Here is a 13,560-nt window from a genome sequence, read left to right as displayed (position 1 = left end):
GGGCACTCATGAGTAAACCACGTATCTGGATCAGCAATGCCAAGCCCAAGGCGGGCGAAATGGTGCGCGTGCGCGCCCTGGTCGAACACCGCATGGAAAGTGGCCTGCGCTTAAGTAAAGAAGGCCAGGTTGTGCCGCGCAACATCATCCACGAATTCAAGGCCACCTTTAACAGCGAGCCCTTGTTCAACTGGCTTCCGGAAACAGCGATTTCCCAAAATCCGTACATTGAATTTACCTTTGTCGCGCGGCATTCCGGGGCGCTGGAGATGAGCTGGACGGACGATCAAGGTGCCGTCATTACCGGCCAGACGGAGCTGAGCATCAGCGGCTGATTGCTTGCCACGTGCTGCCAGACTCCCAGACCTGCCCTCTTCAGCGCCCTGCCCGGGCGCTGAGTTCATAACAGCGTTCTATATAGTCATACAGGGTGGGCTTAACGGTAATGCTACGCTGGCGTCCTTTCCTACAACGAAGCACATTGACAAGAAGAATGCCCATGTCCCTCTCTCTGGTAGGTCGTCTCCTTATTGCCCCCGCCATGTTAGTGGCCAGCAGCGCCACCGCACCGGCCTGGGCCAGCTCCACACTGGACATCAAAACGGTGGCCAACTCCTGTGCGAACTGTCACGGCCCGGATGGGCGTTCCACGACCCTTATTCCCTCGCTGGCAGGCCGTCCCGAAGCTACCTTGCTGGAACAGTTGCGCGCCTTTGCCTCGGACACCTCCCCAGCGGGCACCACCATCATGAGTCGTCTGGTCAAAGGCTACCAGGACGCAGATCTGGAGGCACTGGCCCGCCACTTCTCTGAAATCCCCTCCACCCCACGCAGCGTTGCGCAAGGACGTTAAGCATGAGCACCCCCTTGAACTCCTCTCGTCGCCAATGGCTGAGCCGTGTCGGTAAAACCAGTGTGGCTGGCCTCGCCCTGAGCACCTTGCCCGTGTACGCACGCAGCAGTTCGGCCCATGTGATTGTGGTTGGTGGCGGCTTTGGCGGGGCAACGGCTGCCCGTTACTTGAAGCGTGGTGATCCGTCCCTGAAAGTGACCTTGATTGAACCGGCCACCACGTTCTACACCTGCCCCTTCACCAATCTGTATCTGGCCGGTTTGCGCCGTTTTGAACAGCAAGGCCACGGTTTCGATGATTTGCGCGCCGCCGGGATCGACGTGATTCACGACCTGGCCACCGCCGTCGACTCCCAGGCCAAGACCCTGACCCTGTCTAAGGGCCAGACGCTGTCCTACGACAAGCTGCTGCTCTCGCCTGGCATTGATTTTCGCTGGAACACGCTGGAAGGCTATGACGAGGCCGCTTCCTTGTTGGCTCCGCACGCCTGGAAAGCAGGCGATCAAACTCGTTTGCTGAAAAGCCAGCTGGATGCCATGCCCAATGGCGGCACCTTCATTATGGTAGCCCCCGAAAACCCCTTCCGCTGCCCGCCCGGCCCCTACGAGCGCGCCAGCATGGTGGCCCACTACTTCAAGCAGAACAAACCCAAATCCAAGATTCTGATTCTGGATGCCAAAGACAGCTTCTCCAAACAGGGCCTGTTTCAGGATGGCTGGAAGCAAGTCTATGGCGACATGATTGAATGGGTACCCTTCTCCAAAGACGGCAAAGTCGCCCGCGTGGATGCGGCCAAGCTAAGCGTGGAAACCGAGTTTGGCGAGATCCACAAAGCCGATGTGCTGAACGTGATCCCGCCACAAAAAGCCGGAGCCATTGCCGAGCAGGCCGGCGTCACCAACGCCAGCGGCTGGGTGCCGATTGACCCGCATACTTTCGAGTCCGAGCAGGTCAAGGACATCTATGTGGTAGGCGATGCCACCATTGCCTCGCCCATGCCCAAGTCCGGTTTCTCGGCCAATACACAAGCCAAGCTGGCTGCGGCTGCCATCATTAATGCCTTGAGCGGCAAGCCTGCGCCCCAGGCCACACTGAGCAATACCTGCTACAGTTTGATCGCTCCCGACTATGGCATTTCTGTGGGGCACTTGTACGCCTTTGCTGATGACAAGCTGGCTGAAGCGTCCGGCGGGGTCAGCCCCAAAGAAGCCAGCGCGGCCTTCCGTAAGCAGGAAGCCCAGTATGGTGAAGCCTGGTATGCCGCAATCAGTCGCGACATCTGGGGCACCAAAGGCTAAATTGCTCTAACCCGGTCCTACCATCCAGCGCACATGATGAATACAGAACTTGTACTGTGGGTCAGCCTGGCCATTGGCCTGCTCTTTGGCATTGCCGGCCAGCTCAGTGGTTTTTGCTTTTATCGCGGCTTGACCGAGCGTTGGTCCGGGCACAACGGCTACAAGCTCCAGGGTTTTGCTCTGGCGCTGGCCGTCGCCCTGGCCGGGACACAACTGGCGGCGGGCTACGGGCTGATCAGTCTGGACAAGGTTTTGTACCTGAACCCCACTTTCTCCTGGCTGCTGGTGCCGCTTGGAGGTGTGCTCTTTGGGGCAGGCATGACCCTGGCCAATGGCTGCGGCGCCCGTGCGCTGGTTCTGCTGGGACAAGGCAATCTGCGCTCCTTTGTCGTCCTGCTTTGTCTGGGCATCGCCGCCTATATCACCTTGACGGGCCTGCTGGCACCACTGCGCATGGGTATCGCCCAAGCCAGCAGTGTCACCCTGCCTGCGGTCACTCTGCCCGAAGGCCCCGTCCGCTCTATTGTGATTGGCCTCATTGTCGCCGCCCTGATCGCTTTTTCCCTGCTGCGCCGACAGGACGGCCAACGTCTGAATGACCTGCTGGCCGGAGCATTCATAGGACTGCTGATTGTGGCAGGCTGGCTGACCACGGGCTGGCTGGGCGATGATCCCTTCGAGCCTTTACCCGTCAGTTCGCTAAGCTTTGTCGCCCCGATTGGTGAAAGTATTCAATACGCCATGATCTCCACCGGCATGAGCCCGCGCTTTACCATCATGATGGTGGTGGGTGTGGTGGCCGGTTCCTTGCTAAGCGCCCTGCTGCGTCGCCGCTGGAAGCTGGAAGGCTTTGAGTCACCCCGCCACATGCTGCGCTCCATGGCAGGCGGTGCCTTGATGGGCGTAGGCGGCGTGCTGGCCCTGGGCTGCACCATAGGCCAGGGTTTAAGCGGCCTGTCCACCTTGTCAGCCACCTCTTTGCTGGCGGTGCTGGGCATTATCGTCGGTGCCCGCCTGACCTGGGCCCGCCCAAACGCCTGAGTCCATGTTTCAATAAGAGCTTGATTGACGGCGCTTCAGACTGCCCAAGCCACCTTCTTCTGGCATCGCTGAGGCGCTCTTATTGAGGCTCCCGCAATGCGACAGATCCTGCTTGTTGTCGATGTGCAAAGCTGCTTTTCACCGCCCCCGTGGTTGATTGACGGCATTAACGCCCTGAGCACTCGCCTGCCTTGCGCGGCCTTGATTGAACTGCACGACGAGTCTCAAACGCCTTTTTCCAGCCAACTGGGCTGGTGCCCGCCGCGCAGCGACCGCTGTCTGGTCAATGCCAAGCAAATCTTCATCAAGCACGGCTACGCCCCCAGCCCGGCAGCGATGGAGTATTTGCAGCAATGTCAGGCCGATCGCATTCTGGTTTGTGGCATTCAAACCGATACCTGCGTGCTGGCCGCCGGTTTTGCCTTGTTTGATGCCGGGCTGCACCCCACCCTGATTACCGATCTGACGGTAGGCTCGTCTCTGGATCGCTCCGGCGAGTTGGGCATCAAGCTGTGGAAACATCACTTCGGGCGCACGATTCACAGCCGCGAACTGATCGCTGAACGGGATCCGCAGTAGTCATGCTCATCGACGAATCAAGCTTTCTAGCCTGAAATCAGGCTGATTGTGGTGCAGTCATATCGGGGTTCGCGTGATGCTTTCTTGCATCAGTTGCTACTGTACGGCGCTGCCATCACGGTTATCGCTCCGGTCATCGTCAGCTAGCATTTCGGATATCAAGCTCCACCTCCCCCCTATGGAAAACGCCAAAACAGCTATGGCGCCGCACTGATTTCCGGATAATGCCTTGAAACCCAGAAAATCCACACACCGAAATGAGAATGATTGCTATTATTTTGCCTTTGTTTTAAGCCTGATGCCCTCTTTCCCTCTCTGTCGACCCCAGCTTGCGATCTGAAACGCAAAACTGGCACGACGAGTGCAGCTCATAACACAAAAGCGGAATCCATCCGCCCCCATCGCTGCCAAGCAAGCACGGCTTTTCTCGGTTTTATGATCATCAATCCAGCACCCGGAGACGGTGCTGATGTAGGAGGCGCGTCAGCGTGAAAGAGTCATTTCGCCAATGTATGGCATGGCTGCATACCTGGGTCGGTCTAGTGGTGGGCTGGATCCTGTTTTTTGTCTTTGTCACCGGCACGGCAGGCTATGTAGACGATGAAATCACCCGTTGGATGGAGCCGGAACGCCCTTTGCCCATGCAAGTCCTGCCCGAGCAATCCAGCCAGATGCTGGATCAGGCCCTGACGCAGCTACACGCGCATGCCCCGGCAGACTCCAAAGCCTGGATCATTACTTTGCCGCATCAAGCCCTGAACCCGCGTGCCACGCAAGGGCTGTCCATTGCCTGGGAGGCCATGTCCCAACCCGGTCAACGCGGCCGTCGCGGGGGCGAAGAGCTGGATCCTGTCACCGGCCAGATTCAGCCAGAAGCGGAACCCCGCGCCACCGCCGGTGGCACTGGCCTGTATCGCATGCACTACGCGCTGCACTATATGCCGTACACCGTTGCTATCTGGCTGGTCGGTATCTGCACCATGCTGATGCTGCTGGCCGTCATTACGGGGGTGGTAACGCACAAAAAAATCTTTACCGACTTCTTCACCTTCAGACCCGGCAAGGGGCAGCGTTCCTGGCTGGACGCACACAATATCGTCAGCGTGATGTCCCTGCCCTTTTTCCTGATGATTACCTACACGGGTCTGATCTTTTTCATGTCCTTCTATATGCCGACCGGACGAGAAATCATGTACGGCGCAACAGAGGAAGGACGACAGGCTTACTTCCAGGAGATTCGCCAGCAAAAACATGACTTCCTGCCGGTAAGCATGCCGCAGGCCCCTTTAAGCGCGATGATGCAGCACGCAGAACAAGCCTGGGGCAAGAACAGCATTGCCTCGGTACACATTACGCATCCGGCAGATAGCCAAGCTTATGTAGAACTGCGCCGCACCGGCGTGACGGGCGTGTACTGGACCCGTGCCGAAACCCTGCGCTTTAACGCTGCCGACGGCAGTGCCATGGAGCCGGACAAGACAAGCAATATCACCGGAGACACACACCGCGTGCTGCTGGCCCTGCACGAAGGTGCGTTTGCCGAATGGTGGTTGCGCTGGCTATATGTGGTTTCTGGTTTGCTGGGCTGCGCCGTTATTGGAACGGGTCTGGTGCTGTGGACCGTAAAACGTCGCACCCAACATCAAAAACGCAGGACCAAAGCCACCGCACTGAGCGTATCCGAGCACCTTGATGCAGCAGGCCTGCGTTTGGTGGAAATTCTGAATGCCGGAACCCTGGCCGGTTTGCCGCTCGGTCTGGCCGCCTACTTCTGGGCCAACCGCCTCCTGCCTATCAATATGGCCGACCGCGCCGCCTGGGAATTTCATGCGCTGTTTCTGGTTTGGGGCTGGACCTTCCTATATGCCTGCTGGCGCCCCTTGAAGCGCGCCTGGTTGGAACTGCTCTGCCTGACAGCCGCCGCCTACGCCCTGATTCCCGTTCTGAACCTGCTGACGACCAACCGCCACTTAGGCATTACCGTCCCCCATGGGGACTGGGGCTTGGCAGGCTTTGACCTGAGCATGCTCGGCCTGGCTGCCATCTTTATCTATATCACCGTAAAAATGAAACGCAAATGGTCTATTGCCACGCTGCCTAAAAAAGCCGCCACCTCGGCCAACGTGCTCACTGCAGGAGTGAACGGATGAGTGGACTGACTCCTCGCTACCGCCTGCAAGTACTGTCGCGCATTGTGGCGGCGGCTGTCGGCGGCTACGCCTTGGCAGCCACAGTCACCGTATTGCTGACCCTGCTCTGGCCTCTGCCCAAAGTCCAGGCTGTCCTGGCGGCCAATATGCTGAGCTTTATCTGGTATGCCATCGCCGTCATGTGGGTGTTCAGCACCAAAAGCGCCACCCGCGCCTGGGTGGGCATGGTGCTGCCTACCGCTTTCATCGCCTTGCTCTGCTTGCTGGTGATGCCCGCAGGAGTGCAGCCATGAGCAATACCAGTCTGTGGTTGAATCTGGCCGTTTTTATCAGCAGTCTGGCAGGCTTTATCTGCCTGGCTTTGGCCAGCGATCGCCAGGGTGAGTTTCTGCTGCATCGCACGCCCAGCGAAAAAGAAAGGCGTCTCTTTCGTCTGTTCGGCTGGCCTTTACTGGTCTTGGCTTTAGCCCTGTGCTGGCAAGGCTGGGGCTGGAGCATCGGCACGGTTGCCTGGCTGGGCTGGTTGACCATGGCCGGAGCCGGTCTGAGCTTTTACCTACCTTGGTGGCCCTGGCAGGAGAAAAAGCCGGTGCGAACCAGACCCGCCGCGGTCGCCAAAACAGCGCCTCAAGAAACTGAGGCAGGTAAAACTGAATTGGCCTCACGTGGCGCTCTACCTGGAAAAACTGGAGTGACGACTGCGACAGCAACGTCGGGGAGCACTGCGCGTACATCACCCCCTAACCCTGGCATAACCTCGACAGCAACATCATGGTTTTCTGCTCGTAACTGGATCTTTGCCAGCAGCCTTCTGGCCATCCCTGCCGCCTTCATGATTTATCTGACGCAGCAAAGCCCGGAGCCCGTATTTAGCAATAATGCCCTGCAAGGTCAGATTGGCCCCTGGTCATTTGTCCTGGCTGAAACGGATAACAAGGCCCCCATCAGCGGCCCCACCGGCACCCATCGCAAAGCGTTCCAGATTCGCTTTTGCCAAGCCTGCGACCCGCATATACGCCGCGCTTATCTGCAAGCTAGCCAGTCCGAACCTATGCCCTCGCCTCGTCAGGCTTTTGGCAGCACGCGCTGGACACGAACGGTAGAAATTGCCATCCCGCCCGATAGCGAGGTCGAGCATCAACTATGGCTAAGTGTGGAAGCGAAAAACGGAGATATTTACCATCAGGCTTTTGATTTCCACCAGGTATCACCCGCAACAGCGGCTTTCATTCAGCAAAAACCGTAACTATGAGCTGAACCGAAAGGGCCAAGCATCTTGGTCCTTTTTTTTATTCCTGATCGACGCTGGTTTCCTGCTGACACTGGCCGGTAAAAATCCAAAAAACATCAACATAAAAAACCAAACCTACCCGCTCAATTCTTTAATACCTAAATTTCTCAACAAAAACACCCAATAAAAATACGAGATAAATACGTATACAAAAACCCTCTTAGCTTCAGCCTACTTTCATATACCACCACCATTCTTATATCCCATTAAAAAGTACTAAAAAGTTAGCCACCACATTATTTATAACACCCACTCAAAAAGCAGCAATTCTTCGCAACTTCGACAAAATCCCACACCTGACACACATCGCCACATTAAACATATTTCTCACATTTGCTATAAAAAAACACCACCCTAAAAAAAGGAAAATTTTTGACAATTGTTTTCCTTTCAATCAATTGTCGGTTCCAACCTATCGCTAGAATCCAGCCGTGTTAAATCACTAACAAGGCCATATCATGTCTTTATTAAAACGATGCCTCGCAGAAACACTGGGTACTTTCTGGCTAGTCTTTGGAGGCTGCGGAAGTGCGATCTTTGCCGCTGCCTATCCTGAACTGGGGATTGGTTTTGCCGGGGTAGCCCTGGCCTTTGGCTTGACCTTGCTGACCATGTGCTATGCCATTGGCAATATCTCCGGCTGCCATATCAACCCGGCCGTCACGTTAGGGCTGGTCGCTGGCGGTCGCTTTCCCGCGCGCGATGCCATTCCCTACATCCTTGCCCAGATCATCGGCGGCTTGCTGGCCGGGGGCGTTCTGTATCTGATCGCAAGCGGCAAAGCCGGCTTTGATCCCGTGGCAGGCTTTGCCTCGAACGGCTTTGGCGAGCACTCGCCCGGCAACTACAGCCGCAACGCGGCCCTGATCGCAGAAATTGTGCTGACCGCCTTTTTCCTGTTCATCATCATGGGCGCGACTCACAAGCGTGGTCATGCTGGTCTGGCTGGCGTGGCAATTGGTCTGGCACTGACCTTGATTCACCTGATCAGCATCCCTATCACCAATACCTCCGTCAACCCTGCCCGTTCCACCGGCGTGGCCTTCTTCCAAGGCACTTGGGCCATGGACCAGTTGTGGCTGTTCTGGGTCGCCCCCTTGATTGGGGGGGTAATCGGCGCCTTGGTGTATCGCCTTCTGCATACCGACGACGAATAAGCGACGCTGACGCCAGCTTGCAGGGCAACAGAGCCGCATCGTCTGGGGCAGGCAATCTACCCCATTCACGACAATGCGGCTCCATGCAAAGGGCGCATCCTTACTGACGCCCCCAGAAATTTCCAACACAAAACCCCTCAATAAACAAGAACTATTCTCATTAAAAGTCTACAGGTTAACGCTAGTAGTCATCGCTTTTTAGCTGTCTATACAATAGCGGCGTCAATAACGGTTCAGGTGAGAGTCTTCCCTTTGATGAAGCGCCGACGGAGCAACGACCCCGGAATCTCTCAGGCAAAAGAATCCTGAACCTTTGACCATCTGGAGAGAGGCACACCCGTGCCCACCGAAGGGGACCATCGCGAACCGATGGATAAGCTCTCAGGTAAACGGACAGAGGGGGTACAGAGGCCATATGGTCTTTGTTCACCTATTCGTCCGGAGCCTATCTATGAGCAGATAGTCAGGTACCGTTTCTGGTCGCCTGACACACCACCACCCTATTCCCATTTTTATTCGCACACAGGTCTGTTTTGACATTTCATGTCATCAGAACAAGGAGGACTGCTGTGCGCTCCCTACTTTATATAGATTGGCATCAAGAAAACCGTTCTTGAGGACGGGTTGTGCCTAATGTTTTCTCGCAGCACAGTCATAATTACGCATTTGAACGAAAAAAAACTAGGAGTACAGTGTGTCTCAGCAACATTCATCTGGACTGCAACGCTCGTTGAAAAACCGGCATCTGCAACTGATAGCCATTGGAGGCGCTATCGGTACCGGGCTATTTATGGGATCAGGCCGCACGATTAGCCTGGCCGGACCCTCGGTTTTATTTACCTACATGATTATTGGGTTCTTTTTATTTTTTGTAATGCGGGCGATGGGGGAATTGCTCCTGCATAACCTGGAATACAAATCTTTTGTGGATTTCTCCGCCGATATTCTCGGGCCCACCATGGGCTACTTTCTGGGCTGGAGTTATTGGTTCTGCTGGGTGGTGATTGGTATTGCCGATATTGTCGCCATTACTGGCTATACCCAATTCTGGTGGCCGGACATTCCACTGTGGCTACCCGGCCTGGCGTGCATTGCCTTTTTGCTGATCTTCAACCTGCTGTCGGCCAAACTGTTTGGCGAGCTGGAGTTCTGGTTTGCCTTGGTCAAGATCATTGCCATTGTGGCCCTGATTGGCGTGGGTGCCTACCTGCTGTTCACCGGCTTTGTCGGCCCGACCGGCGAGAAAGCCAGCCTGACTCACTTGTGGGATCGCGGCGGGATGTTCCCCAATGGATTGCATGGTTTCTTTGCCGCTTTCCAGATCGCCATCTTTGCCTTCGTAGGGATCGAACTGGTGGGTACCGCCTCGGCTGAAACGGCTGACCCTGCCAAGAATCTGCCCAAAGCCATCAACAAGATTCCTGTTCGCGTCATCGTGTTTTATGTGCTGGCCCTGACCGCCATCATGACCGTTACCCCTTGGGATATTGTCGCGCCCAACAAGAGTCCGTTTGTAAATATGTTCCTGCTCATTGGTGTGGGTGCGGCGGCGGCCATCATCAACTTTGTGGTGCTGACCTCGGCGCTGTCCTCGGCCAATAGCGGCATGTTCTCCACGGGGCGCATGTTGTACGGTCTGTCCAAGAACAAGCTGGCTCCCGAAGCATTTAGCCAACTGTCGCGTAACGGAACTCCCCGCAATGGTCTGATCTATTCGTGCGCCCTCTTGCTGTCCAGCCTGTTCCTGCTTTATGCAGAAGGCGACGTGATGCGTGTGTTCACCATCGTGACCACCGTGGCCAGCATCTGCTTTATCTTCGTCTGGGCTGTCATCCTGATCACCTACCTGAAGTACCGCCGGGTTCGTCCTGAGGCACACGCTGCATCCAGCTACAAAATGCCCTTTGCCATTCCCATGTGCTACCTGACTTTGGTGTTCTTTGCCTTTGCGCTGTACCTGTTCAGCCAGGAAGAAGAAACCCTGATCGGCCTGATTGCCACCCCTTTCTGGTTCCTGGCCCTGCTTATTTGCCTGCCTTTCTACAAGAAACGCATGAAGCAGGATTTGGCCCTGGGCCTGGCAACACAAAACCTAAGCTAAACCAAGCCGGACACAGCACAGTGCGACCCCGCACTGTGCTGCCTCTACTGGGTCGCCTTGCTGCTGAGCGCCTGTATCTAAACGCTCCGCGGCCTCCCCCTTTACTGGCCCCCTTTCTCCACGTACAACGTCTGGCTGGGGAAGGCAAAATCAGCGCCGTGCCGCTGCACAATATCGATAATCTTCAAATACACATCCTGCTGAATACCCAACCATTCGGCCCACTGCGTCGTTTTGGTAAAGCAATACACCATGATGTTCAACGAAGAATCTGCAAAGGCATTGAAGTAGACCAGCGTCGTCTGCGTCTGATCGATATCAGGGTGCTGTGCCAGCATCTGGCCAATCTCATCCACAATACCGCGCACCTTGCCAGCATCCTCGTAACGCAGTCCCACCTCGGTATTGATCCGCCTGTTTGTCATACGCCCTGGATTTTCCACACTGATGGAAGAGAACAAGGAGTTGGGCACATAGAGCGGCCGTTTATCAAACGTCATGATCTTGGTCAGGCGCCAACCAATCTCAACCACTGTCCCTTCAATATTGCGATCAGGCGAGCGTATCCAGTCGCCAATCTTGAACTGTCGATCAAAATACAACATGGCGCCGGAAAAGACATTGCTCAAAATATCCTTGCCTGCCATACCGATCGCAATGCCGCCGATACCACCAAAGGCCAACAGTCCAGACATACTTAATCCGAAATGTTCGCCAAAAAACAGCAACATGACCACAAATGCACCGAACTTCAACACCCGTGCAATCAGGCGTGCCGAGGTTGGATCCCCCCCTTTGCTAAGCTGCGTTTTCTCCAGGCGGTTGATCAACAGCGATAGCGTATGCATCAACACCGCCGCTGCGGTCAGCACAGCCACAAAGTCAACCATCCGGGGGGTCAGCCACGTCACGTGGTAATCAACCAGGGCCATGTTTATGTACTGACGTGCCACCGCAATGGCACCGTACAGCAAGCCCAATTGCACGATTTGCGCGATGATATTGTGCGACCACTTGCGCCGACGATGTCTCATAAACGCCAGAACAAGTGCCGCCAGCAAGCAAGCCAGAAAGATCCCCATACCTGTCAGGTATTTGATCAACAATGTGTGATCCTGCACTTTTCCTCCGATTGCGCCGTTCTTGGCCAAGCGATTATAGCGAGTAAGGTTGACGTAAGGGTAAACCCACGTTGTGACAGGCCTTGCCTTGCTCATAGACTAAGCCGTCAGTCTGAAACAATAACAATTCGCGCCAAAGGAAAACGATGGTTTTAAAGGCTATTGACTCACTCAATGAACTCATAGGCAGAATCCTCTCATTTATCGCTATTATTTTTGCCACCATTATTATTTATGAAGTGTTCATGCGATATGTGCTCAATCAGCCTACCCGATGGACATTTGATGCCACCAAACAGCTTTACGGCTTTTACTTTTTGATGTTGGGCGCTTATGCCCTCAAGCATCAATCTCATGTTCGCGTCGACCTGCTGATCCAGAAGTTTTCTCCTGCCGCTCGCAAATGGACTGAAATTGCGGGCTACCTCATTTTCTTTTTCCCCTTCTCCTGGGTATTTCTGACTCGTAGCTACGAGTTTGCCATGCGCTCTTTAGCGCAAGGTGAAACGACCTACGGCGCCGTTCAACTACCCGTTTACCCACTGAAGATTTCCATGGTGGTGGCTGCCGCCCTGTTGCTGATTCAAGGTATTGCCGAGGTAATCCGTCTGCTGACCCACAAGGAGCCCGGCCATCATGACGCCTGAATTGATTGCACTACTGATGGGCGGCCTGCTGCTGCTGGGCCTGTTCATGGGCCATCCCTTGGCGTTCGTTCTGGGTGGGACTGCCGTTATAGGTACGCTCATTGCCGGTAAACCCATGGTTTTGGGGATTGTCGTCAACCGCATCTATGGCGATGTTCTGGACAACTACACCCTGATCGCCATCCCCTTGTTCATCTTGATGGCCCGCTTTCTGTCCGACTCGGAAGTCACAGACAAGATGTTCGAGGCCTTACGACTCCTGATGTCGCGGGTGCGCGGTGGCCTGGCGCTTGCCGTTGTTTTTCTCTCCATTTTGCTGGCGGCGACCACCGGCATTATCGGCGCCTCTATCACCGTCACTGGCATGATGGCTTTGCGGCCCATGCTTAAGTATGGCTATTGCCCCAAGCTGACCACCGGCGTAATTGCCGCTTCGGGGTGCCTGGGCATTTTGATCCCACCGTCCATCATGCTGATCCTGATGGCCAGCTACTCCCCGCTATCCATTGGCGAGCTGTTTGCAGGCGCCCTGATTCCAGGCGTGCTACTGGGTTTGCTCTATGCCGCCTGGGTCGTCTTTATTGCCTGGCGACACCCCGAGCGAGCCCCGTCCGTCGAGCCGGAAGAACAGATCTCCAAACCGGCCCTGATCAAAATGTTGCTCCTGGAAGCCGTCCCGCCTATTTTCCTGATTCTGGGTATTTTGGGCTCGATGCTAGCGGGTATTGCAACGGCCACAGAGGCCTCGGCCATCGGGGTATTGCTGTCTTTGCTGATCGTCATTTTCCGTGGCAAGTTCCAGTGGCGCACCTTCTTTAATGCCCTGTATGAAACTGGTCGCACCTCGGCCATGATCCTGTTCATTGTGGTCGGTGCGACAGCGTTTACCGGTGTGTTCAACATTACGGGGGGACTGGGCGCAGTTCAGGACATCATGCGCAACCTGGATATGGAACCCTGGCTGCTGATCCTGGTAATGCTGCTGATTGTCTTTATCCTGGGCTGCTTCCTGGACTGGACGGGGATTGTGCTGCTGTCCTTTCCCATTCTGTTGCCCATTGTTCAGGAAATGGGAATCAGCCTGCTCTGGTTCGTCATTTTGGTTGCTGTTGTTTTGCAAACCTCATTCCTGACCCCTCCTTTTGGCTACGCCCTGTTTTATCTGCGTGCCATTACCCCTCCCTCAGTCAAAACTACGGAAATTATTACGGGGGTTATTCCGTTTATTTTCCTGGTCATTCTCATGTGTATATTGATAGCCATTTTCCCCAATCTGGTCACATGGCTACCACACGTGCTGTACGGCAGTTAATACAACTAGG

13 protein-coding genes and 1 riboswitch are annotated in these 13,560 nt (G+C 55.3%); of the genes, 12 read left to right on the top strand and 1 reads right to left on the bottom strand.

Annotated elements, in window-relative coordinates:
* Nucleotides 1-8: 8 nt before the first annotated feature.
* The 10 genes from soxZ to ACDI13_RS15055 all read left to right on the top strand — a co-directional run bounded on the left by soxZ (nt 9) and on the right by ACDI13_RS15055 (nt 10,470).
* Nucleotides 9-335: a thiosulfate oxidation carrier complex protein SoxZ gene (soxZ, locus tag ACDI13_RS15100; RefSeq protein WP_316989534.1), complete on the top strand. Its 327-nt coding sequence runs from the start codon at nt 9-11 to the stop codon at nt 333-335.
* Between the two features lie 164 nt (nt 336-499).
* Nucleotides 500-853: a c-type cytochrome gene (locus tag ACDI13_RS15095; protein ID WP_316989535.1), complete on the top strand. Its 354-nt coding sequence runs from the start codon at nt 500-502 to the stop codon at nt 851-853.
* Nucleotides 854-855: 2 nt separating this feature from the next.
* Nucleotides 856-2,151, top strand: coding sequence for an NAD(P)/FAD-dependent oxidoreductase (locus ACDI13_RS15090; RefSeq protein ID WP_316989536.1), 1,296 nt, complete (start codon nt 856-858; stop codon nt 2,149-2,151).
* Nucleotides 2,152-2,187: 36 nt separating this feature from the next.
* Entirely contained in the window at nt 2,188-3,192 is a 1,005-nt protein-coding gene (locus tag ACDI13_RS15085) for a YeeE/YedE family protein (RefSeq protein WP_316989537.1), read from the top strand.
* 96 nt (nt 3,193-3,288) lie between these two features.
* Complete coding sequence (locus tag ACDI13_RS15080; protein WP_316989538.1) at nt 3,289-3,771, top strand: cysteine hydrolase family protein; 483 nt, start codon at nt 3,289-3,291, stop codon at nt 3,769-3,771.
* A 488-nt stretch (nt 3,772-4,259) separates the two neighbouring features.
* Complete coding sequence (locus tag ACDI13_RS15075; protein ID WP_316989539.1) at nt 4,260-5,921, top strand: PepSY-associated TM helix domain-containing protein; 1,662 nt, start codon at nt 4,260-4,262, stop codon at nt 5,919-5,921.
* Nucleotides 5,918-6,214: a DUF3649 domain-containing protein gene (locus tag ACDI13_RS15070; RefSeq protein ID WP_316989540.1), complete on the top strand. Its 297-nt coding sequence runs from the start codon at nt 5,918-5,920 to the stop codon at nt 6,212-6,214. The genes ACDI13_RS15075 and ACDI13_RS15070 overlap by 4 nt, the downstream gene beginning before the upstream one ends.
* Complete coding sequence (locus tag ACDI13_RS15065) at nt 6,211-7,167, top strand: DUF3325 domain-containing protein (protein WP_316989541.1); 957 nt, start codon at nt 6,211-6,213, stop codon at nt 7,165-7,167. The genes ACDI13_RS15070 and ACDI13_RS15065 overlap by 4 nt, the downstream gene beginning before the upstream one ends.
* 503 nt (nt 7,168-7,670) lie before the next feature.
* A complete protein-coding gene (aqpZ, locus tag ACDI13_RS15060) occupies nt 7,671-8,369 on the top strand; it encodes an aquaporin Z (RefSeq protein WP_316989542.1) in 699 nt (232 codons plus the stop codon).
* A 226-nt stretch (nt 8,370-8,595) separates the two neighbouring features.
* A riboswitch (glycine riboswitch) is annotated at nt 8,596-8,685 on the top strand.
* Nucleotides 8,686-9,159: 474 nt separating this feature from the next.
* Nucleotides 9,160-10,470, top strand: coding sequence for an amino acid permease (locus ACDI13_RS15055; protein WP_372373136.1), 1,311 nt, complete (start codon nt 9,160-9,162; stop codon nt 10,468-10,470).
* 101 nt (nt 10,471-10,571) lie between these two features.
* Here ACDI13_RS15055 and ACDI13_RS15050 read toward each other — a convergent pair whose 3' ends face one another.
* Nucleotides 10,572-11,504, bottom strand: coding sequence for a mechanosensitive ion channel family protein (locus ACDI13_RS15050; protein ID WP_372372503.1), 933 nt, complete (start codon nt 11,502-11,504; stop codon nt 10,572-10,574).
* Between the two features lie 332 nt (nt 11,505-11,836).
* Here ACDI13_RS15050 and ACDI13_RS15045 point away from each other — a divergent pair, with 332 nt between their 5' ends.
* Both ACDI13_RS15045 and ACDI13_RS15040 read left to right on the top strand, forming a co-directional pair.
* Complete coding sequence (locus ACDI13_RS15045; RefSeq protein WP_372372502.1) at nt 11,837-12,238, top strand: TRAP transporter small permease subunit; 402 nt, start codon at nt 11,837-11,839, stop codon at nt 12,236-12,238.
* Nucleotides 12,228-13,550 (top strand): TRAP transporter large permease subunit, encoded by a 1,323-nt coding sequence (locus tag ACDI13_RS15040; protein WP_316989967.1) that lies wholly within the window; start codon nt 12,228-12,230, stop codon nt 13,548-13,550. Before ACDI13_RS15045 ends, ACDI13_RS15040 begins: the two co-directional genes overlap by 11 nt.
* Nucleotides 13,551-13,560: the final 10 nt, after the last annotated feature.

The organism is Alcaligenes faecalis (assembly GCF_041521385.1).
Lineage (GTDB): Bacteria > Pseudomonadota > Gammaproteobacteria > Burkholderiales > Burkholderiaceae_B > Alcaligenes > Alcaligenes faecalis_E.
Note: the sequence above shows the minus strand (reverse complement) of the source record. Positions and strands in the feature narration are given on the sequence as shown.

Bases quoted from the DNA above. Each gene is read 5' to 3' on its own strand.
- soxZ (WP_316989534.1), top strand. From the start codon at position 9: ATGAGTAAACCACGTATCTGGATCAGCAATGCCAAGCCCAAGGCGGGC.
- ACDI13_RS15095 (WP_316989535.1), top strand. From the start codon at position 500: ATGTCCCTCTCTCTGGTAGGTCGTCTCCTTATTGCCCCCGCCATGTTA.
- ACDI13_RS15090 (WP_316989536.1), top strand. From the start codon at position 856: ATGAGCACCCCCTTGAACTCCTCTCGTCGCCAATGGCTGAGCCGTGTC.
- ACDI13_RS15085 (WP_316989537.1), top strand. From the start codon at position 2,188: ATGAATACAGAACTTGTACTGTGGGTCAGCCTGGCCATTGGCCTGCTC.
- ACDI13_RS15080 (WP_316989538.1), top strand. From the start codon at position 3,289: ATGCGACAGATCCTGCTTGTTGTCGATGTGCAAAGCTGCTTTTCACCG.
- ACDI13_RS15070 (WP_316989540.1), top strand. From the start codon at position 5,918: ATGAGTGGACTGACTCCTCGCTACCGCCTGCAAGTACTGTCGCGCATT.
- ACDI13_RS15065 (WP_316989541.1), top strand. From the start codon at position 6,211: ATGAGCAATACCAGTCTGTGGTTGAATCTGGCCGTTTTTATCAGCAGT.
- aqpZ (WP_316989542.1), top strand. From the start codon at position 7,671: ATGTCTTTATTAAAACGATGCCTCGCAGAAACACTGGGTACTTTCTGG.
- ACDI13_RS15055 (WP_372373136.1), top strand. From the start codon at position 9,160: ATGGGATCAGGCCGCACGATTAGCCTGGCCGGACCCTCGGTTTTATTT.
- ACDI13_RS15050 (WP_372372503.1), bottom strand. From the start codon at position 11,504: ATGAGACATCGTCGGCGCAAGTGGTCGCACAATATCATCGCGCAAATC.
- ACDI13_RS15045 (WP_372372502.1), top strand. From the start codon at position 11,837: ATGCGATATGTGCTCAATCAGCCTACCCGATGGACATTTGATGCCACC.
- ACDI13_RS15040 (WP_316989967.1), top strand. From the start codon at position 12,228: ATGACGCCTGAATTGATTGCACTACTGATGGGCGGCCTGCTGCTGCTG.